14 protein-coding genes and 1 other annotated feature are annotated in these 19076 nt (G+C 40.4%); of the genes, 8 read left to right on the top strand and 6 right to left on the bottom strand.

Features of this window, described 5'->3' with window-relative positions:
- The first annotated feature begins 184 nt into the window (after window positions 1-184).
- Window positions 185-1489 carry a UDP-N-acetylmuramate--L-alanine ligase gene (murC, locus tag AKG34_RS17845; RefSeq protein ID WP_053347329.1) on the top strand — a complete coding sequence of 435 codons (1305 nt, stop codon included), beginning with the start codon at window positions 185-187 and terminating at the stop codon, window positions 1487-1489.
- Between the two features lie 119 nt (window positions 1490-1608).
- On the opposite strand, the gene AKG34_RS17840 is transcribed toward murC, so the two are convergent.
- Window positions 1609-2721 carry an aminopeptidase gene (locus AKG34_RS17840; RefSeq protein WP_053347328.1) on the bottom strand — a complete coding sequence of 371 codons (1113 nt, stop codon included), beginning with the start codon at window positions 2719-2721 and terminating at the stop codon, window positions 1609-1611.
- Between the two features lie 227 nt (window positions 2722-2948).
- Between AKG34_RS17840 and AKG34_RS17835 the strand changes: the two genes are divergently transcribed.
- The 3 genes from AKG34_RS17835 (at window position 2949) to ytxJ (ending at window position 4548) form a co-directional block, all read left to right on the top strand.
- Window positions 2949-3458 (top strand): DUF948 domain-containing protein, encoded by a 510-nt coding sequence (locus AKG34_RS17835; protein WP_053347327.1) that lies wholly within the window; start codon window positions 2949-2951, stop codon window positions 3456-3458.
- 47 nt (window positions 3459-3505) lie between these two features.
- Window positions 3506-4087: a YtxH domain-containing protein gene (locus AKG34_RS17830; protein WP_053347326.1), complete on the top strand. Its 582-nt coding sequence runs from the start codon at window positions 3506-3508 to the stop codon at window positions 4085-4087.
- A gap of 134 nt (window positions 4088-4221) precedes the next feature.
- Entirely contained in the window at window positions 4222-4548 is a 327-nt protein-coding gene (ytxJ, locus tag AKG34_RS17825; RefSeq protein ID WP_053347325.1) for a bacillithiol system redox-active protein YtxJ, read from the top strand.
- A 56-nt stretch (window positions 4549-4604) separates the two neighbouring features.
- On the opposite strand, the gene AKG34_RS17820 is transcribed toward ytxJ, so the two are convergent.
- The gene (locus AKG34_RS17820) at window positions 4605-6746 is read right to left on the bottom strand and encodes a cell division protein FtsA (protein ID WP_053347324.1); all 2142 of its coding nucleotides are present in this window, start codon (window positions 6744-6746) and stop codon (window positions 4605-4607) included.
- Between the two features lie 241 nt (window positions 6747-6987).
- Here AKG34_RS17820 and AKG34_RS17815 point away from each other — a divergent pair, with 241 nt between their 5' ends.
- Together AKG34_RS17815 and ccpA are read left to right on the top strand one after the other, a co-directional pair.
- A complete protein-coding gene (locus AKG34_RS17815) occupies window positions 6988-8064 on the top strand; it encodes a bifunctional 3-deoxy-7-phosphoheptulonate synthase/chorismate mutase (RefSeq protein WP_053347323.1) in 1077 nt (358 codons plus the stop codon).
- Window positions 8065-8445: 381 nt separating this feature from the next.
- Window positions 8446-9450, top strand: a complete 1005-nt coding sequence (ccpA, locus tag AKG34_RS17810) for a catabolite control protein A (RefSeq protein WP_053347322.1) — start codon at window positions 8446-8448, stop codon at window positions 9448-9450.
- 98 nt (window positions 9451-9548) lie between these two features.
- Here the strand turns inward: ccpA and AKG34_RS17805 are convergent, their stop codons facing one another.
- Genes AKG34_RS17805 through AKG34_RS17795 form a run of 3 tightly spaced genes read right to left on the bottom strand, consistent with a single transcriptional unit; the run spans window position 9549 to window position 12033 of the window.
- Entirely contained in the window at window positions 9549-10730 is a 1182-nt protein-coding gene (locus tag AKG34_RS17805; RefSeq protein ID WP_053347321.1) for an acetoin utilization protein AcuC, read from the bottom strand.
- On the bottom strand, window positions 10723-11373 hold the full coding sequence (locus AKG34_RS17800) for an acetoin utilization AcuB family protein (RefSeq protein ID WP_053347320.1): 651 nt from the start codon (window positions 11371-11373) through the stop codon (window positions 10723-10725). Before AKG34_RS17800 ends, AKG34_RS17805 begins: the two co-directional genes overlap by 8 nt.
- Before the next feature lie 27 nt (window positions 11374-11400).
- The gene (locus tag AKG34_RS17795; RefSeq protein WP_053347319.1) at window positions 11401-12033 is read right to left on the bottom strand and encodes a GNAT family N-acetyltransferase; all 633 of its coding nucleotides are present in this window, start codon (window positions 12031-12033) and stop codon (window positions 11401-11403) included.
- 350 nt (window positions 12034-12383) lie between these two features.
- Here AKG34_RS17795 and acsA point away from each other — a divergent pair, with 350 nt between their 5' ends.
- On the top strand, window positions 12384-14102 hold the full coding sequence (acsA, locus tag AKG34_RS17790) for an acetate--CoA ligase (RefSeq protein WP_053347318.1): 1719 nt from the start codon (window positions 12384-12386) through the stop codon (window positions 14100-14102).
- Between the two features lie 197 nt (window positions 14103-14299).
- On the opposite strand, the gene AKG34_RS17785 is transcribed toward acsA, so the two are convergent.
- Complete coding sequence (locus AKG34_RS17785) at window positions 14300-17311, bottom strand: transglycosylase domain-containing protein (protein WP_083450833.1); 3012 nt, start codon at window positions 17309-17311, stop codon at window positions 14300-14302.
- 146 nt (window positions 17312-17457) lie between these two features.
- Window positions 17458-17674: a binding site (T-box leader), on the top strand.
- 70 nt (window positions 17675-17744) lie between these two features.
- Here AKG34_RS17785 and tyrS point away from each other — a divergent pair.
- Entirely contained in the window at window positions 17745-19001 is a 1257-nt protein-coding gene (gene tyrS, locus AKG34_RS17780) for a tyrosine--tRNA ligase (RefSeq protein ID WP_053347317.1), read from the top strand.
- Window positions 19002-19076: the final 75 nt, after the last annotated feature.

Here is a 19076-nt window from a genome sequence, read left to right as displayed (position 1 = left end):
TGCTTGACATGGATGAATGAATAAAAAAGTGATATAATAGTTTTTTGTTGATGAGTGATTGAAAATATAAGTATAAAAAAACCTATGAAGAAATTGCATTTCTTCAAGTCTCGTAATGAAAAAACAAATAAAAGATGACGTCATATACTGTCATACAGGTAGACGATTGGTGGAGGTTCGCTTTATGACTGCTTACCATTTTGTGGGAATTAAAGGATCGGGTATGAGCGCTCTTGCTCAAATACTGCATGATATGAATATTGAAGTGCAGGGTTCCGACTATGAAAAAGAATTTTTTACACAATTAGCGTTAGAAAAAGCCGGGATAAAAATCCTTCCTTTCAATGAGGAAAATATACAACCAGGAATGACCATTATTGCAGGGAATGCGTTCCCGGACACCCATCCGGAAATCGTAAAGGCAATGGAACTAGGTTTGCCAATCATCCGTTATCACCGTTTCCTTGGTGATTTCATGAAAAACTATATTAGTGTGGCAGTTACGGGAGCGCATGGTAAAACATCGACAACCGGCTTACTGGCCCATGTTATGGGTGGCGTAAAACCAACATCCTATTTGATTGGGGATGGAACGGGTAAAGGGATTGTGGAATCTAATTACTTCGTATTTGAAGCATGTGAATATCGCCGACATTTCCTTTCTTATTATCCGGATTATGCAATCATGACAAATATTGATTTTGATCATCCTGATTATTATGCAAATGTTGAAGACGTGTTTGAGGCATTCCAAACAATGGCTATGCAAGTCAACAAAGGCATTATTGCGTGCGGAGATGACGAGCATTTACCACATATTCAGGCGAAAGTACCGGTTATTTTTTACGGATTTACGGAAGGAAATGATTTTCAAGCGAAAAATGTTTCCGTTACCCCAGATGGCACTACATTCGATGTGCATGTAAGAAACAATTATTATGATACATTTACTATTCCGACTTACGGAAAGCATAATGTGTTGAATGCACTAGGTGTCATTGCACTTTGTAAATATGAAAACTTGGATAAGGAAGCTGTGAAAGCCCAATTACGGACTTTTGGCGGAGTCAAACGCCGGTTCTCTGAAAAGGAAATCGGAAGTCAGATCATCATTGATGATTATGCGCATCATCCGACTGAAATCTCAGCAACTGTTGACTCAGCGCGTCAAAAATATCCAGAGCGTGAAGTTGTTGCGGTATTCCAACCACATACTTTCTCAAGAACGCAAGCATTCCTGGATGAGTTTGCTGATAGCTTGAATTTAGCCGACAAAGTATACTTATGCGAAATTTTTGGATCTGCTCGTGAACACCAAGGAAAGCTGTCAATTGAAGATCTTCAAGAGAAAATTCCTGGTGCCGAGTTGATAACGGAGAACACAACATCAATATTGCAAAATCATGAAAACAGTGTCGTACTATTTATGGGGGCAGGGGACATTCAAAAGTTCCAGGCGGCCTATGAGCAGTTACTACAGGTTAAATAAAAAAAATGGCCAATCCGTTAGCGGGTCGGTCATTTTTTTTCAGTTTAGATCCATAGAAAAAAACCAGCCGCAAAATAGACTGCGGCTGGTTTTTTAAAATCCGGTACAACTTATAAATGTTATTTTAAATTTTCTGGATTTAATTTTTCCAGTTCAGGTAAGACAAAGCGTCCGTCCTTACGAATCAAGACATCATCAAAATAGATTTCTCCTCCGCCATACTCAGGGCGCTGGATATTGACTAGGTCCCAGTGAATGTTTGAATGGTTTCCGTTAAAGGCATCATCATAGCATTGTCCAGGGGTAAAATGAAAACTTCCATCAATTTTTTCATCAAAGAGGATATCTTGCATCGGGTGTAGAATATAAGGATTTACACCAATCGCAAATTCACCGACATAACGTGCGCCTTCATCTGTATCAAAAATTTTGTTGATGCGTTCAGTATCATTCGCAATTGCTTCAACAATTTTTCCATCCTTGAATGTTAACTTCACGTTTTCAAAAGTAAAACCCTGATATGGGGACGGAGTATTATATGAAATCACACCATTGATTGAATCTTTCACAGGAGCCGTATATACTTCACCGTCAGGAATGTTTAGCTCACCTGCACATTTGATGGCTTTAATGTCTTTGATGGAGAAAGATAAGTCCGTTCCGGGACCTGTTAAGCGGACTTTATCTGTTTTATCCATCAATTCAACAAGGCTGTCCATTGCTTCGCTCATTTTGCCGTAGTCGAGGTTGCAGACTTCGAAATAGAAATCTTCGAATGCTTCTGTACTCATTTTGGCTAATTGAGCCATGGAATTTGTCGGGTAGCGAAGTACGACCCATTTTGTTTTTGGTACGCGGATATTTCTATGTACTTTCCCGATTGTTTGGCCGTGAATTGCCATTTTCTCTGCAGGGACATCGGATTGCTCATTGATATTATCCCCGGCACGAAGCCCGATATAAGCATCCATCTGGCTCATTACGTTTGCTTCAAACTCACCCATCATCTTGTATTGTTCTTCTTGAGCACCCATTAACAAGGCACGATCCACCTGGTGGTCTTTTAAAAGGACGAACGGGTAACCACCTGCTGCATAGGCTTCATTCACAAGGGCGTTAACAAGTTCACGCTGCAATCCAAAGTTTTCTATTAAGACTTTTTCACCTTTTTGGAGCTTCACGGAATAATTGATTAAGTTATTTGCTAATGTTTCAATTCTAGGATCTTTCATAAAAAATACCTCCATTGTTTAAATTCGACTTATCTTTCTATCATACCCGATTTATTGCCATAAGTTCATCTATAGACTCCTATGGAGGAAATGGTTTTAGACAATAATATTTCCAGATTAGGGTTTGGTAGGGTATATTGAAAAAATAAAAACGTTTATAATAACAGGGAAGGGGTAACTAATAACTAACAGTTACTTAATAGTCGATTTTTTTCGGAGGTGTTCCAATGGAGATTATTTTATACGTAAGTGCTGCAATTGCAGCGATTGCTTTCTTAGTCCTTGTTATTTTTTTAACCAAGGTACTAACATCACTTCAAGCTACCTTGGACAGCGTGGCCCGGACGCTGACAGGACTTGAAAGCCAAATGCAGGGCATAACGCTCGAAACTACCCAGCTATTACATAAAACAAATACGTTGGCTGAAGACTTGCAACAAAAATCAGAAAATCTGAACACAGTAGTAGATGCTGTGAAGGATGTCGGCACATCCATCTCAAGCTTTAACACTTCCGTCCAAAAGGTTTCCCATAAGGTGCAGACGGAGATTGATAATAATCAAGAGCGAATCTCCCAAATTGTACAATGGAGTAATGTAGCCTTGGAAATTCGGGACAAATGGAAATCCAGAAATAAGCAGGCTGCCCCGACTCCAAATGAAAGAGCGGAGTTAGAACGGGAAGCGCTAGAAACAGATAACTTACCTAAAAAAAGGTTTTTACGCTCTAGATCTTAAAATCTAGTTAAATAAAAATAAACTGAAAATTGAGAGGGGAATGTACTATGACTCAAAAAGAATTTCCGACAAAGGACTATCAGAAATCATATGAGGACGAATGCGACTCTATCAATTCAAAGGACTTTATGATTGGCGCCTTAATCGGTGGCATGATTGGAGCAGCAACAGCGCTGTTTATGGCTCCGAAAACAGGTAAGGAATTAAGAAGTGATTTAAATGAACAAGCTAGAAATCTTTCAGAGAAAACAGAAAAACTAAGACAAACGGCAATGGAAAAGGGTACAGCTCTTGCCGATACTGCCAAAGAAAAAACAAGTTCTGTCACTGAAATTGTTTCTAATAAATCATCTGGTATTGTTAATAAAGTGAAAAGTTTAAAAGTGGGTAAATCAGAAAACGGTGATGCTGCCGATGATACTACAAATTCGAGCAATAAGGATATTGATGTAACTGGAACTTCAGATGCTCCAATCGTATCGGTCGAAACGAATTATACGAACGATAGCAACACGGATTCCGAAAATGCTCCAGCCGATCCTACAAGCGGAAACAAGAATACGGCAAAATTAAAGCTTGATGAAGCGAAAAAAGCATTTGATGAAACAGAAAATAAATTAAAAAATTAAACTCAAATCTTCATTCATATATTACTGGTGAAGGCGCATAGAAGTTTGTCAAGAATCAGGCGATGAAGCGGTACGATAGCTTCATCGTCTTTTTGATGATAAACTATGCTAATAATGAAAGGAGACTTCAAAAAATGACAATAAATAAAATTGATTCAGAAGAACAATTCAATGAGCTTTTAAATGAGGAGACGTTCCTTCTTTTCAAGCATAGTTTAACATGCCCAGTCAGCGCTGAAGCATATGAACAATATGAAAAGTATATGGCAGCGAACGAGGAACTAAAAACGGCCTATTTGGCCGTTCAAGAAGCGCGTCCTCTATCCAATTATGTGGCAGAAACATTTGATATTAAACATCAATCGCCACAAGTTATTCTTTTTAAAAATGGAAAACCAGCTTGGAATGAATCTCATTGGAGAATTACATACGATTCACTAACTAAAGCTATCTCTGAATAAGTTGAAAAGCCGTATCCCTCTGCTTGAGGGATACGGCTTTTTTATTCCGCCTACATTCATACAGTAGTTGGCCAAAGGATTTTTAAATGATCCCCGGGAGAAATTACTTCATGAAAGGTCGTTTCTTGATCGTTTTTGATAAGGGTAAAGCGTTTATCTCCTTGAGTGGGCAAGTCAACTTCGACATGGCGGAATACATCCTGAAAAATAAATGGTTCTAGTTTTTGTCGGACTAAGCTGATTGAATCTCCTGTATGAATGAAATCATTCTCTTCAAGAAGTTCGTTGTTCCGCCGAAACTCAGCTAGTTTCTTAGAAAGGATAACTTGATTACCCTCATAAAAAACAGGGATGGAGAAGGTGTGCTGAATATTAAGGGCGTCAGCAACATCCAGTAATGTTGGCTGGGTCCGTCTTGTGATTTCTATTTCATCTCCATCATCAAAAGAGTAGGCAAGTTTCGATTCTAAACCATTTTTAGTGATTCTTCCTGTTAAGGCCGGGAGTCGAATGGCTCTACCATTTAACTGAAAGGAAAAAGGTTCAAGATGAGTAAGGAGCTCAGGCTGTTGAACCGCCTTAATTAATTCCTGGATTGTTCCAGGCATTTCGCAGGTTATTTGATCATGGTCCTCAACAAGTTCATTGCCAGACGCCGCATTTCCATTTCTGGTGATAGAGGCCCAAATCCTATGTTCTGTTCCATTAAGGATAACTTTTTTACTGGAGTGGTCGTCAAGCACATCGCTTATCCGTAAAATAGCGGGCTCACCGTCTTCACCTTTTGTGGTTATAATGACATCTTCATTTTTAACTTCATTATCTAAGGAGGCTTCTTTCCCATTTAAAGTGATAAGAGATTTCTTCCCGTGTCCTCCTGGAAGCGTAATCTGCTGCCCATTGATATGTACAATTTTAGCCATCCCAGGCTTTCCGCACAGTTTACTCATCCGGATACCGGCCGTGAGCAGGCAATCCCCCACGCTTGTTCGTTTCATATCGAATAGACGGATGGGACGGTCGTCAACGGTTACGCTCATATACTGTATCGGGTTTTTATCGGCTGCAATGGCTATGCCAATTGGGGTAACCAATTCGGGACCTTTTTGAATCGTATCTGAAATCCCGAGGTTTTGGATGGCTTCTATACCACGAATAGCGACTCGGTTCTCAGGCAAATTTAATTTTTCAGCCAAAAGGCGGGGAAGCTCTGGTGTCTGACTTCCGCCACCAACAAGCATCACTGCTTTTGGCGGTTTTGCGTTATTCAGAGATAGAATTTCCGTACTGATTGACTCGGCCAAACGATCGAGTGAGGGATGAATATTATGGATGATTTCCTCCCTGGAAACATCGTTGGCAAAACCGAGGATATCTGTAACTGTTATATGATCATGATCGATTAACTCTCTTTTTGCATTTTCGGCTAATGGGAAATCAAGAAGCAGGTAGTCACTGATTGCCTCGGTTATTTCATCACCAGCAATTGGCACCATCCCATAGGCAATGACGGTCCCTGAATCTGTCAGGGCAATATCTGATGTCCCGGCTCCAATATCTACTAAAGCGACGTTTAAGCGCCGCATGGATGACGGAATGAGTACATTGATAGCCGCTATAGGCTCAAGGGTGAGAGCCTGCATTTCCAAATCCGCTCTCTTTAAGGCTGACAGCAGTGATTCTACTACAACCTTAGGAAGAAAGGTAGCAATGATCTCAACAGATGCTTCATCACCGCTCTGGTCAATTAGACTACCTATTTCCTGTCCATCAAGCCGATAGTATAAAACAGAATAACCAACGCAATAATACATGGAATGGGAAGTGGTTTGTTTGGCAACAACGGCCTGTGCTTCCTGGACGGCACTGAATTCAAGGTGAAGGATATCTTCACGTGTCAGCATCGGCTTGCCTCCAATATTGATCGTCATTTCCGCCCGTTCCGTTTTTAAGGCCCTTCCGGCAGCAGCCACGGAAACCTTCTTTAAGGGACCGTGTTTTTCTTCAAGTTGACTTTTGATATGAGTAATGACTTTGGATACGGCAAGGACATCATGAATTTGTCCATCGAGCATGGCTCTCTCAGAATGCTCTTCAGATAAAATATCTATTATATTATAGCTTTCCTGCTTTTTTTCCAATATAATTCCTACAACGGATCGTGTTCCAATATCTAAAGCAAACAGTTTTTCGTACATGGAAAACACCTACTTTTATGTAATTATGACTTTAATGCTTAAAAGCGTTTAATTATTAAAGAAAAATGTAGTGACATTTAAAGATACTTCATTTATAATTGATTTAATTATACATGAAATATTATAAAATTTTTCATTGGATAAAATAATCGGGGCAAATGAGTGAAAATTCAAATAGATAATTTGGGCTTTTAATCGCTGAACCGGTTTTAATTTTAAAAAACGAAGGGATGGATTTGTAATGAGCAACAAAGAGCTTGATGGACTTCGTAATCAACTGGATGATGTGAACCTTCAGTTATTACATCTTATTAATCAACGTGCTGAACTTGTACAGGAAATTGGCCGCGTAAAAGAAAAACAAGGTGTAAACCGTTACGATCCGGTTCGTGAAAGAACAATGTTGGACCTTATCGAAGCTAATCATCAAGGACCTCTTGATCTTGGTTCGATTAAACATATTTTCAAAGAAATCTTCAAATTAGGCTTGGAACTTCAAAAAGATGACCAGAAGAAAACGCTTCTTGTTTCTAGAAAACAAAAATCGGAAGATACAATCATCGACATTAAAGGCGAATTGATTGGGAACGGAATTCCAAGCTTTGTTTTCGGACCATGTGCCGTGGAATCTTATGAACAAACAGCTGCAGTAGCTGAAGTCATCAAAGCAAAAGGCTTGAAACTAATGCGCGGTGGTGCATATAAACCACGTACCTCTCCATACGATTTCCAAGGACTTGGTTTGGAAGGCTTACAAATTCTTAAGCGTGTAGCTGATGAATACGGCTTAGCTGTAATCAGTGAAATCGTGAGTGCAAACGACATCGAAGCTGCGGTTGAACATATTGATGTCATCCAAATCGGAGCACGTAACATGCAAAACTTTGACTTGTTAAAAGCTGCAGGTGCTGTAAATAAACCTGTTCTCTTAAAACGTGGACTTGCTGCAACAATCGAGGAGTTCATTCATGCAGCGGAATACATCATGTCACAAGGTAATGGTAACATCATCCTTTGTGAGCGCGGTATCCGTACTTACGAAAAAGCAACAAGAAATACACTTGATATCTCTGCTGTTCCGATTTTAAAACAAGAAACTCACTTACCGGTTATGGTTGACGTCACGCATTCTACTGGACGACGCGACCTATTGCTTCCAACAGCTAAAGCAGCTCTTGCTATCGGTGCGGATGGTGTCATGGCAGAAGTTCATCCTGATCCGTCTGTTGCATTATCAGACTCTGCACAGCAAATGGACTTCAAACAATTTGATGAATTCTACGAAGAAATTAAACGTTTGAACTGGGTAACAGTATAAGCTAGAAGGTTTTTAAAATATGCACTTACGGCCCTTACCATCTTGGCAAGGGCTATTTTTAATGGTAAAATACTTGTTTTTGCAGAAAAAGTCTATAAAAAGGCACTATTGGATTGCAGGAAAGATTCTACTATCGTATGATAAATAACAAGAATGAGAACTGTTCGGAAGGTTGAGTCATACATAAAGTGATATCTATGTGAATTTTATACTTGTAGAGATTATGAATCATTGGCTGAGAAGAAAGAGTAGGACTGCATTTTTGTTAGTCAGATTGTTCCTAAAATAATCTTCCTTATAGAAGAAAAACGTATAAAAGAATTTTTCTCAAATATTTCGAGTCTTTTATGGGAAAAATGAAAGAAATGGAGGAATGGATGAATGAATAATATAACCATTTATGATGTGGCACGCGAAGCGAATGTTTCTATGGCCACTGTGTCCCGCGTAGTAAACGGGAATCCAAATGTAAAGCCTGCAACAAGAAAGAAAGTTTCAGACGTGATTGATAGGTTAGGATACCGTCCTAATGCAGTGGCGAGGGGGCTTGCCAGCAAGAAAACAACAACAGTAGGGGTTATTATCCCGGATATCTCTAGTATCTTTTTTGCTGAGTTAGCACGAGGCATAGAAGATATTGCGACTATGTATAAATACAATATCATTCTAAGCAGTTCTGATGAGAATATAGATAAGGAATTTCATTTGTTGAATACGATGCTTGGAAAACAAGTAGATGGTATCGTATTCATGGGTGGCAATATTTCGGATGAACATGTGAGAGAGTTTAAAAATTCACCTGTTCCAATCGTATTGGCTGGTTCGGTAGAAGAAAGCGGGCAAGTCCCATCCGTTAATATTGATTATGAAGCAGCTGCATTTGACGCAGTTACCTTCTTCGCCCAAAAGGGTCACGAGCATATTGCTTTTGTAACTGGAAACTTGTCCGCGCTAATTAATGAAAAGAAATTAGCTGGTTATAAACGAGGGTTGAAAGAAGCGGGGCTTTCATTCGATGAGAGTTATATTGTTGATGGCGATTATACATATGATTCAGGGATTGAGTCTTTTGATAAGTTTCTGGAAGCTGAAAAGAAACCGACGGCGTTCATTGTCGGCGCTGATGAAATGGCGCTAGGAATTGTCCATGCTGCTCAGGACAAAGGCTATAATGTACCGGAAGACTTTGAAGTGATCAGTTTTGATAACACCCGATTGACCTTAATGGTTCGCCCGCAAATTACGACGATCGTTCAGCCTTTATACGATATTGGAGCGGTTGCAATGAGGCTTCTGACAAAATTGATGAATAAAGAACAAGTGGAGGAGGGTCATGAAATAGTGATCTTACCACATCGAATTGAAGAGCGGCAATCAACGAAATAAGCTGCTTAGAGAGTGTCCTTAGGGCACTCTCTTTTAGTTTTGAAAACTATATGAAGGGTCTTGACGAAAAAAAGATCGTTTTTCAACGACCTTTTTAGTCAGCTTTTATCATTACTTGTTGATGTTTGTTTGGAAGTTCGGATGGGATAAAGAGCCTTTTCGAGCGTTTGGGCATTCTTCTCGGTAATTTCTGGTTTCCTTGGAATCGGTTCGTATATGTCCTCCATATCATCCCACTCATTTGGGAGCGTCACAGGGGACTCAGGCTGCCATGTATTAAGCCATTCTTTCGATAGGGGGCCAGATATATCATTATTCGTCATCTCAAGCCAGACCCTCGACCAGGCACGTGGAACGACACGCCAGATATCATACCCTCCGCCGCCAACTGCAATCCAGCGGCCTTCACAATACTGATGGGCCAATTCGTGAGCCAATTTTGGTATTTCCCTGTAAATCTTCATTGTGGCAGATAGGTGGGTGAGTGGATCATAATAATGAGAATCGGCACCATTTTGTGTTAAGATGACATCCGGTTTGAAGAATTCAACCACTTCTTTGAAGGAAGCTGTGTAGCATTCGAGCCAGGAGTCATCTTCAGTGAACGCATCGACGGGAATATTGAATGAATAGCCGTAGCCCTTTCCTTGCCCTCGTTCGTTAATATTGCCAGTGCCGGGAAACAAATAACGTCCTGTTTCATGAATGGATAGGGTGCAGACTTCTGGGTCATCATAAAACGACCATTGTACGCCGTCACCATGATGGGCATCTGTATCGACATATAAGACACGTGCGCCATATTTTTTTTGTAAGTATTTAATCGCGACCGAACTATCATTATAAATACAAAAGCCCGAAGCTTTGCCACGAAAACCATGATGCAGGCCCCCACCAAGATTCAGGGCATGCAGAGACTGACCGGTCATAACGGCATCCACGGCCGTTAAGGTTCCACCTACTAGTAAGGCACTTGCTTCATGCATATTAGGAAAAATTGGAGTATCTTCTGTTCCTAATCCATAATTTACGGCTTTTTCAAGAGGAAGTTTTCCCTCACCCGCCAATCTGACAGCGTTTACATAATGGTGGTCGTGAATCAGTTCTAATTCTTCATCGGTAGCGATTCTAGGTTTTATAATTTGATCATCACTAATGGCATGGTGTTTTTTTAACAAATCTAGCGTGAGCTTAAGCCTCTTTTGATTAAAAGGATGCTCGTCGCTGAATTTATAGGTAAGGAGTTCATCGGAATAGACAAACAGTGATTTATCAATCATGAGAAATCCCCGGTAGACTAGGCCATAAAACGGTATAGCCTTCTTTCTTTAAATCCTCCACCACCATAAATGGATTCATTGTCTGCACACGGATTACAAGAATCTTATAATCTATTTCAGTTTTTTCCGGATAAACAAGAGTACTCAGGATATTCAAATTGCGCTTTTTGAAAATGAGGGCAATATCGTAAAGCGCCCCTGCTTTATTCGGAATTTTGATTTCAATTTGGGAACCGGGCTGATTAACCCCCGTTAATTCAACGTAAGAATGGAGCAAATCAGAACCGGTTATAATGCCTACTAACTTTTTTTCTTTCACGATTGGCAGGCAGCTGATATTGTTTTCACAAAATACAGCCCCGATTTCTTCAACAAAATCTAGCGGATGCCCTGTGATTATATCCGTTTTCATGATGCTGGTTAGTGGTTTTTGTAAATCATTTTTGTATTCTGAGGTGCGGAAAATCGAAGGAGCAGCATCCCTTATATCACGGTCGCTGACTAATCCCACAAGTTGAAAGTTGTCATCGACAATGGGAATATGGCGAATTCGTTTCTCCTTAATGATTAAGACAGCGCTATGGATTGTATCTGTTGGAGTGAGAGAAATAATATCTTCATTCATTATTTTTTCAACAATCATATTTGTTCCTCCTCTTTACTCACCTTTTTAATACATAAATCGATTCATAAAACGTAGTTGGTCAAACTTCTGGATAGATTCGGGCGGCACTCTTTTTCCAATACGCGCCATCAGGCAGTTGGCTGGATGGGAACTGATTTCCGGGTCATCTGTTGCAAAGTAGACCAAGCCGCCGGCACTCATCATTTTTTCCATGATTTTGCGATAGTCCCAAATATTCAATCCTGTCCCTTTCAAATCCCAATGCCAATAGTATTCAGTTGTAATGATGATAAAGTCTTCTACCGAATCGTCTTCCATGGAGAGACGGATTAAGTTCTTCCCGACGGAGGCACCCCGATATTTAGGGATGACCTCGATTGCACCAAGCTCAATCAGGTCGTCCATCTTGATTTCTGACCAGCGTTCCAAGGGGTCGGGATATAAATAAGTTACATAACCAACGATGGTCTGATTTTCACGTGCTATAAAGATTCTGCCCTCAGGCAAGTCTGCGATCTCGATTAACGCTTTATGCTGCAGAGCAGGTGGGCGAAAGGCGACTAAGTCTTCGTGAAACTCATAGGATGCCATTTTTTGTCCATTAAGCGGGCCTTCAATGATGATTGTGCCGCTTAATGTCTGCAATTCCTTAGCGTAATAGGTCTTACTATATTCCATTCTTTCACCAACCTCGTAAAATAGTTATCTTTTATACTTATATCCCAAAGTATAAGTTTCATTATGCTTGAAAACTAACCAAATGGAAAGTTTACATAAATTATACATAAAAAACAAGTGACATAATTCTGAAAGTTCGAGACATATTTGAATCTTTTGTTACAAGATGGCATTATGTTCCGGATACCAATACGTAATCATCCTTTAGCAATATTCGCCTTAAGTTTTCAAAATTTATAGCGAATGAATTTACCCTAATATGGAAAAAATAAGTATTTTAAAAATTGAGAAAATTAGATTTTTATACTATAATAAAAAATATAAAGCTGAAAAAAGGGGGAGTATGTCGTATGAATGTGAAAGCGCTGCCAGTAGTTGAGGGTAATTTTAATTTAAAGAATTACGATGAAAAATACAAGACGTTTGACTGGTCTGAAGCGGAAAAGGAATTCTCCTGGTCTGAAACAGGTAAAGTGAATCTCGCATATGAAGCCATTGACCGCCATGTTGAAACATACAGAAAAAACAAGGTCGCCCTTTATTACAAAGATGAAAAAAGAAATGAAAAGTATACATTTAAGGAAATGAAAGATTATTCAAACCAAGCGGCCAATGTGTTCAAGAACATTGCCAAGGTGGAAAAGGGTGATCGTGTTTTCATTTTCATGCCTCGCTCCCCGGAACTTTATTTTGCATTACTAGGTGCCATTAAAACTGGAGCAGTCGTCGGTCCGTTGTTCGAAGCTTTCATGGAGGGTGCCGTAAGAGATCGACTGGAAGATAGCGAGGCAAGTGTGATAGTAACGACTCCTGAGCTTTTGCCTCGTGTCCCGGTGGATGAATTGCCCCATTTGAAGCATATTTTTTTAGTGGGGGAAGATATCAAAGAAGAAGGAAAATATTATCACTTTAATAAAAAACTAAAAGAAGCGGACAAAAAATTTGAGATTGAATGGGTGGACCGCGCTGATGGACTGATTCTTCACTATACATCCGGTTCGACAGGGAAGCCAAAAGGTGTGCTCCACGTACATAATGCGATGGTTCAGCATTATCAAACGGCAAAATGGGTCCTTGATCTACAGGAAGAAGATGTGTATTGGTGCACAGCGGATCCTGGATGGGTGACAGGGACGTCTTACGGTATCTTTGGTCCATGGCTGACAGGTACATCGAATGTCATCGTAGGTGGTCGATTTAAGCCTGAATCTTGGTACAAAACTCTGCAAGACTTTGGTGTTACGGTCTGGTATAGTGCACCGACTGCGTTCAGGATGCTGATGGGGGCAGGAGACGAAATCGTTAAACAATTCGATTTAAGTTCTCTCCGCCATGTCTTAAGTGTCGGTGAACCGTTGAATCCGGAGGTGGTCCGCTGGGGGATGAAAGTATTCAATCACCGCATCCATGACACATGGTGGATGACGGAAACAGGTGCTCAACTCATCTGTAATTATCCTTGCCTGGAAATCAAACCGGGTTCGATGGGGAAACCGATCCCAGGTGTGGAAGCGGCAATAGTGGATAATCAAGGTAAAGAGCTTCCTCCGCACAGAATGGGGAACCTTGCTATTAAAAAAGGCTGGCCTTCAATGATGAAGACTGTCTGGAATAATGAGTCAAAATATGAATCTTACTTTATGCCAGGCGATTGGTATGTTTCTGGGGATTCAGCTTATATGGATGAAGAAGGATATTTCTGGTTCCAAGGCCGCGTAGATGATGTCATCATGACAGCCGGGGAAAGAGTAGGTCCTTTCGAAGTGGAAAGCAAGTTGGTTGAGCATCCAGCCGTTGCTGAAGCAGGGGTTATCGGGAAGCCAGATCCAGTCCGGGGCGAAATTATTAAAGCGTTTATTGCCCTTCGTGACGGATACGAAGCCAACGATGAATTAATTGAAGAAATTCGTCAATTTGTTAAGCTAGGTCTCGCAGCACATGCCGCACCACGTGAAATTGAATTCCGAGATAAACTTCCGAAAACACGAAGCGGTAAAATCATGCGCCGGGTCTTGAAAGCTTGGGAACTTGATCTTCCAACTGGTGATTTATCATCAATGGAAGATTAAAAAGCCGAGTTATCTGGAATCAAGAATAGTAGAAAAAAGGCATCCATGTTCATTGGCATGGATGCCTTTTTCATGTGTTTAAAGTTTAAGGGTCCTATGCTAATCAAGTTAAATAGCATAGGAAATAATAAATCTATAAAAAAAACAGGCTGTCGGGTCGTTTCCCCGCAGCCTGCTAAGTTACTTCAAGAAGCGTGTTATTCTTCTTCCTCTTCTTCAGCTTTATCTGTGTCTTTGTTTTGGTCTGTATTTTGGTCTGTTTCTTTGTCTATATTTGTATCTTTGCCTGTATCTTCTTTATCTGTGTTGGTTGTATCTTTGTCTTTTTCTGCAGTAACGTTCTCTTCTTTTGAGTCTGGTTTTTTCTCTTCGGTATCTATTTTTTCATTTGCGATATTATCTTTATTCTTAGTGGAATCTTTTGAATTGTTGTCTTTATCTTTATCTTTAGCTTCCGCTTTTGCACTTGTCTTTTTAGCGCCGATTTCAACATGTTGCGAAGGTGCTGATTCTTTACCGACTATGTCTACAGCTGTTACGTAATAAGATCCACCCGATCCGGCAGTGTAAACAAGATTACCCCCAGAATTGATGCTCGCCACTTTTCTACCATTTTTGTAGACGCGATAGCCGACGACATCTCCTTCAGGGTGAAGCCCCCATGAAATCTTATTGTTACTTACAGTGATAGAAAGGGCATTAGGCGCTTTTCCATTATCATTAAGTGTCGCCTTCGTCCCGACGACATTGCCCCATTTTTCTCCTCCGGGAATTAAGGATCCGGGATCATCCACATATTTCAATCCGATATCTTCAAAGGACGCAGGGTTCAGCATGAACCCGCCGCTTGTGAATTCGCTCGGTGTTTGTGGAAGAGCCGCGTATCGTTTGCTGCCGACTGATACATATTGTCCATCTATGAAACTATTATCTGCTCTAGATGGGGCATATTTGGCGATGAATAAATCAGACTTGACAAGTCCAGCCTTTTGACATGAACTTGAAGGCAGAAGGCCTGAAACGCCACAGAAGGAACGACTGACAATTCCGCCGGGCATCTCAAACCGCTTATCAGGGTCGACGAGTTTTGAATCGACTTTGTATGCGGCATTTATCAAATCTGCCCAATAATAGATATTACGTTTATTATATTCAAGACCATTATAGGTTCCTTTTAAAGACTTCGGTGTGTCATAACCCATCCATGTACCGAACGTTACATTTGGATTAGTGGCGACAAACCAAGCATCCCAATAGTTTTGTCCAGTCCCGGTTTTACCTGCCCAGTCACTGGAGAAAGCAAGTCGGTTCCTGACCGAAGCCGCCGTACCGCTGTTTACGACATCCCGCATCATATCAAGCGTTAAATAAGCTGTTTGCGGTGAAAATACTTTTACTGGTTTAGCTTTGTGTTCATAGATGACCTCATCATCTTTTGATACGATTTTGTCAATCATATAAGCATCAACGAATTCCCCTGAATTGGCAAATGTGCCAAACGCATTGACATTTTCTTCAACAGTTACACCTTTGTCCAAGGCACCTAATGACATGGCACGATTTGAGTAATCCCCTTTTGTTAAAGATGTAAAGCCCATTTTTTCCAAATAGGAAACCGGATTTTGGTTGATGATTTTCATGTAAAATAGGGCAGCTGGAATATTATACGAATTCTTTAACGCTTCCCGAGCTGTTGTTAAGCCGGTGAGGCTTCCACCGCCATAGTTTCCCGGCCGCCACGGCGTATTGCCTGGAATGGTAATGGGTACGTTGGCTGTCACACTCCCAGGTGAAATCTTTCCTAGCTCAATGCCTGGACCGTATACCAATAGCGGTTTCATCGTTGATCCATTTGACCGTAGTGATGATGTTGCATGGTTTGTTTGTTCCCGTTTAAAGTCACGTCCACCGACAAAACTGATGATTTTCCCTGTTTTATTTTCAATAAGGATAGCTCCCGCCTCAACGGGCTCTTTTACAGTTTTCATTTCTTTCGTATCTGGATCGATGACCTGTTCGGTTTTATCATATCCGAAATTTGGATAGTTTTTAGTTACTTCTTGCATTTTGTCATAGATCTTTTTATTGATTGTCGTATAAATTTTATAGCCGTTTTGACGAAGTTTACGATCAGCTAGTGCTAAATATTGCTTTTTTAAATCATCGTTCTCTAAATCTTTTTCTTCATATCCATCTTCTTTTGCTAAGCTAAGTGACAAAATTTCAATGGAGCGTTTTTCTATTTCATAGGTGAGCCATGGATATTTCTCAGATGGCAACGCCTTTTTACCGATAAAGTCTTTTGTTATGTCGTATGCGATTGCTTTATCATATTGTTCTTTTGTTATGTATTCATTGCTATACATTCGTTTTAATACGGTTTTCATCCGGTTAATTCCGGGTTCTAGATTATCTTTAAGTTTCCCTTGCTGGGTATATGGAGTATACCCAAAAGGACTTTGCGGTAATCCAGCAATAAAGGCAGATTGGGGTAAAGATAGATCTTTAGCTTCCACTCCGAAAATACCTTCGGCAGCCGACTGGACACCAGCGATATTCTGTCCGGAAGAGTTTCGTCCCAAAGTGGAGACGTTTAGGTAGGTTTCTAAAATCTCTTCTTTTTCAAAGAACTTCTCGACCCGGAGCGCAAGTAAAATTTCTTTTGCTTTCCGTTCAAATGATACTTCGTTCGTTAAGACTTGGTTTTTTATGAGCTGTTGTGTTAAAGTACTTCCACCTGATTGAACGGATGCATTCGAAAATTCCTGATAAATTGCACGCAGGATAGCCTTCGGAACAACTCCGTTATGTTCATAAAAATACTCATCTTCTGTAGCGATGACTGCATTTTTAAGATGGTCGGAAACTTTATCGATGGATACTTCTTCACGATCAAGGTCACTTTTGAGCTTGCCCAAGTATACTTTATCCGAAAAGTATACCTCAGAGGTCTCTTCATAATTGTAAATGTCCTTTTTTAAATCATCCTTTGAGCGTACCGGCTCATTATTGACGAGGGCAGCGAAATAGCCGGCTCCAACGCCGCCGGCGAATGAGAATCCTAGAACCCCAACAATAATGAGGATCAACGTTAGGTTCCAAATGACTTGGTATGTAACCCTTGCATTTTTTTGTGTTTTTTCATTTTGAAAAAAACGGGTTAGCTGTTTCCATGCTGTTTGAAATCTATCTTTTTGATTATTATTCATGTATCATACCCCCTGAAATCACATATATTATAGCATATAACACGGAAGGGAAAGGCGAACTTTCATATTTTTCTAGAATCTGTAAGGGTGATGTTGACAATGAATGTTATGTATGATAAAAACTTATTAACAATAAAATTTATTAAAAAAGCGCGATGATAGGACCCAGTAGTCAAACTATCCCTGTTTTAGAGAGCCGGTGGTCAGTGGAAATCGGTACATATAGTGAGATGAATTACTTCCTTGAGCATTTGCTGTGAAATGATTAGTAGCAGGAAACGGTTGACGACCGTTATTCGTCTCGAGCGGAGGACGCTTTATGTCCTCAAGTTGGGTGGTACCGCGAATTTATTCGTCCCTTCATATTTATATGAAGGGGCGTTTTTGTATGCTTTTTGCGGGATATTTTCGGATTTGAAGGAGGAATTATAAAATGGAATTGCTAAAGGAACTCGAGTGGAGAGGGATTATTTATCAACAAACGGATGAAGAGGGTTTTAAGGACCTTTTAGAAAAAGAAAAAATTTCTTTATACTGTGGGGTAGATCCAACCGCGGATAGTATGCACATCGGACATTTATTGCCATTCTTAACAATGCGCCGTTTCCAACAGCACGGTCATCGTCCCCTTGTACTTGTAGGAGGAGCGACTGGACTTATCGGTGACCCAAGCGGTAAAAAAGAAGAACGCCAGCTGCAAACGTTGGAAAAAGTACTTTATAATGCCGACTGTATTAAAGGGCAGCTATCCCAAATCTTTGAATTTGAAGGTGAAAATGGCGCAGTTATGGTCAATAACTATGACTGGATAGGTAAAATCGACATGGTTACGTTCTTGCGTGATTACGGGAAATACATCGGCATTAACTACATGTTGGCAAAAGACACGGTTGCTTCCCGTTTGGAAACAGGGATTTCTTTTACGGAATTCGCGTATACAATTTTACAAGGGATCGACTTTGGTCATTTATACGATAATCATGACTGTAAGTTGCAAATTGGCGGAAGTGATCAGTGGGGCAATATTACGACCGGTCTTGAAATGATTCGTAAATCGCATGACGAGGAAGCAAAAGCGTTCGGCATGACGATTCCGCTCGTGACGAAAGCGGACGGAACGAAATTCGGTAAAACGGAAGGCGGAGCAATCTGGCTTGATCCGGAAAAAACGACTCCTTATGAATTTTACCAATTCTGGATTAATACAGCGGATGCTGATGTCGTGAAATACTTGAAATTCTTCACATTCCTATCACGTGAAGTAATTGAAGAGTTAGAGCAATCCGTGCAGACTGAACCGCATTTACGTAAAGCGCAAAAAGCTTTAGGGGAAGAAATGACACGTTTGATTCACGGGCAGGAAGCTCTTGACCAAGCAATCAAAATCTCTGCAGCTCTATTCAGCGGTGAGGTGAAAAATTTAAGTGCGGCCGAAATTAAATTGGGCTTTAAAGATGTTGCGACCTTTGAACGTGAAAGTAAGGAAGATATCAGCTTAGTTGATTTTATTGTTGAAGCGAAGATTTCTCCATCCAAGCGACAAGCTCGTGAAGATATTCAGAATGGTGCAATCTCCATCAATGGAGAGAAAGTGACTGATCTGCAATATGTCGTGGCTGAAGAGGTTAAGATTGAAGGAGAGTTCATCCTTGTTCGTCGCGGTAAGAAGAAATATACATTAGTGAAATGAGAATACAAGGCCCTGCTGAATCTCAGCCGGGCCTTGTTTTGTCTGGAAGTTGAGTTCTGTGCACAAAAAAAACCC

Source organism: Peribacillus butanolivorans (genome assembly GCF_001273755.1).
GTDB classification, from domain to species: domain Bacteria; phylum Bacillota; class Bacilli; order Bacillales; family DSM-1321; genus Peribacillus; species Peribacillus butanolivorans.
Note: the sequence above shows the minus strand (reverse complement) of the source record. Positions and strands in the feature narration are given on the sequence as shown.

Coding starts and splice junctions, on each gene's coding strand:
- murC (WP_053347329.1), top strand. CDS start 185: ATGACTGCTTACCATTTTGTGGGAATTAAAGGATCGGGTATGAGCGCT.
- AKG34_RS17840 (WP_053347328.1), bottom strand. CDS start 2,721: ATGAAAGATCCTAGAATTGAAACATTAGCAAATAACTTAATCAATTAT.
- AKG34_RS17835 (WP_053347327.1), top strand. CDS start 2,949: ATGGAGATTATTTTATACGTAAGTGCTGCAATTGCAGCGATTGCTTTC.
- AKG34_RS17830 (WP_053347326.1), top strand. CDS start 3,506: ATGACTCAAAAAGAATTTCCGACAAAGGACTATCAGAAATCATATGAG.
- ytxJ (WP_053347325.1), top strand. CDS start 4,222: ATGACAATAAATAAAATTGATTCAGAAGAACAATTCAATGAGCTTTTA.
- AKG34_RS17820 (WP_053347324.1), bottom strand. CDS start 6,746: ATGTACGAAAAACTGTTTGCTTTAGATATTGGAACACGATCCGTTGTA.
- AKG34_RS17815 (WP_053347323.1), top strand. CDS start 6,988: ATGAGCAACAAAGAGCTTGATGGACTTCGTAATCAACTGGATGATGTG.
- ccpA (WP_053347322.1), top strand. CDS start 8,446: ATGAATAATATAACCATTTATGATGTGGCACGCGAAGCGAATGTTTCT.
- AKG34_RS17805 (WP_053347321.1), bottom strand. CDS start 10,730: ATGATTGATAAATCACTGTTTGTCTATTCCGATGAACTCCTTACCTAT.
- AKG34_RS17800 (WP_053347320.1), bottom strand. CDS start 11,373: ATGATTGTTGAAAAAATAATGAATGAAGATATTATTTCTCTCACTCCA.
- AKG34_RS17795 (WP_053347319.1), bottom strand. CDS start 12,033: ATGGAATATAGTAAGACCTATTACGCTAAGGAATTGCAGACATTAAGC.
- acsA (WP_053347318.1), top strand. CDS start 12,384: ATGAATGTGAAAGCGCTGCCAGTAGTTGAGGGTAATTTTAATTTAAAG.
- AKG34_RS17785 (WP_083450833.1), bottom strand. CDS start 17,311: ATGAATAATAATCAAAAAGATAGATTTCAAACAGCATGGAAACAGCTA.
- tyrS (WP_053347317.1), top strand. CDS start 17,745: ATGGAATTGCTAAAGGAACTCGAGTGGAGAGGGATTATTTATCAACAA.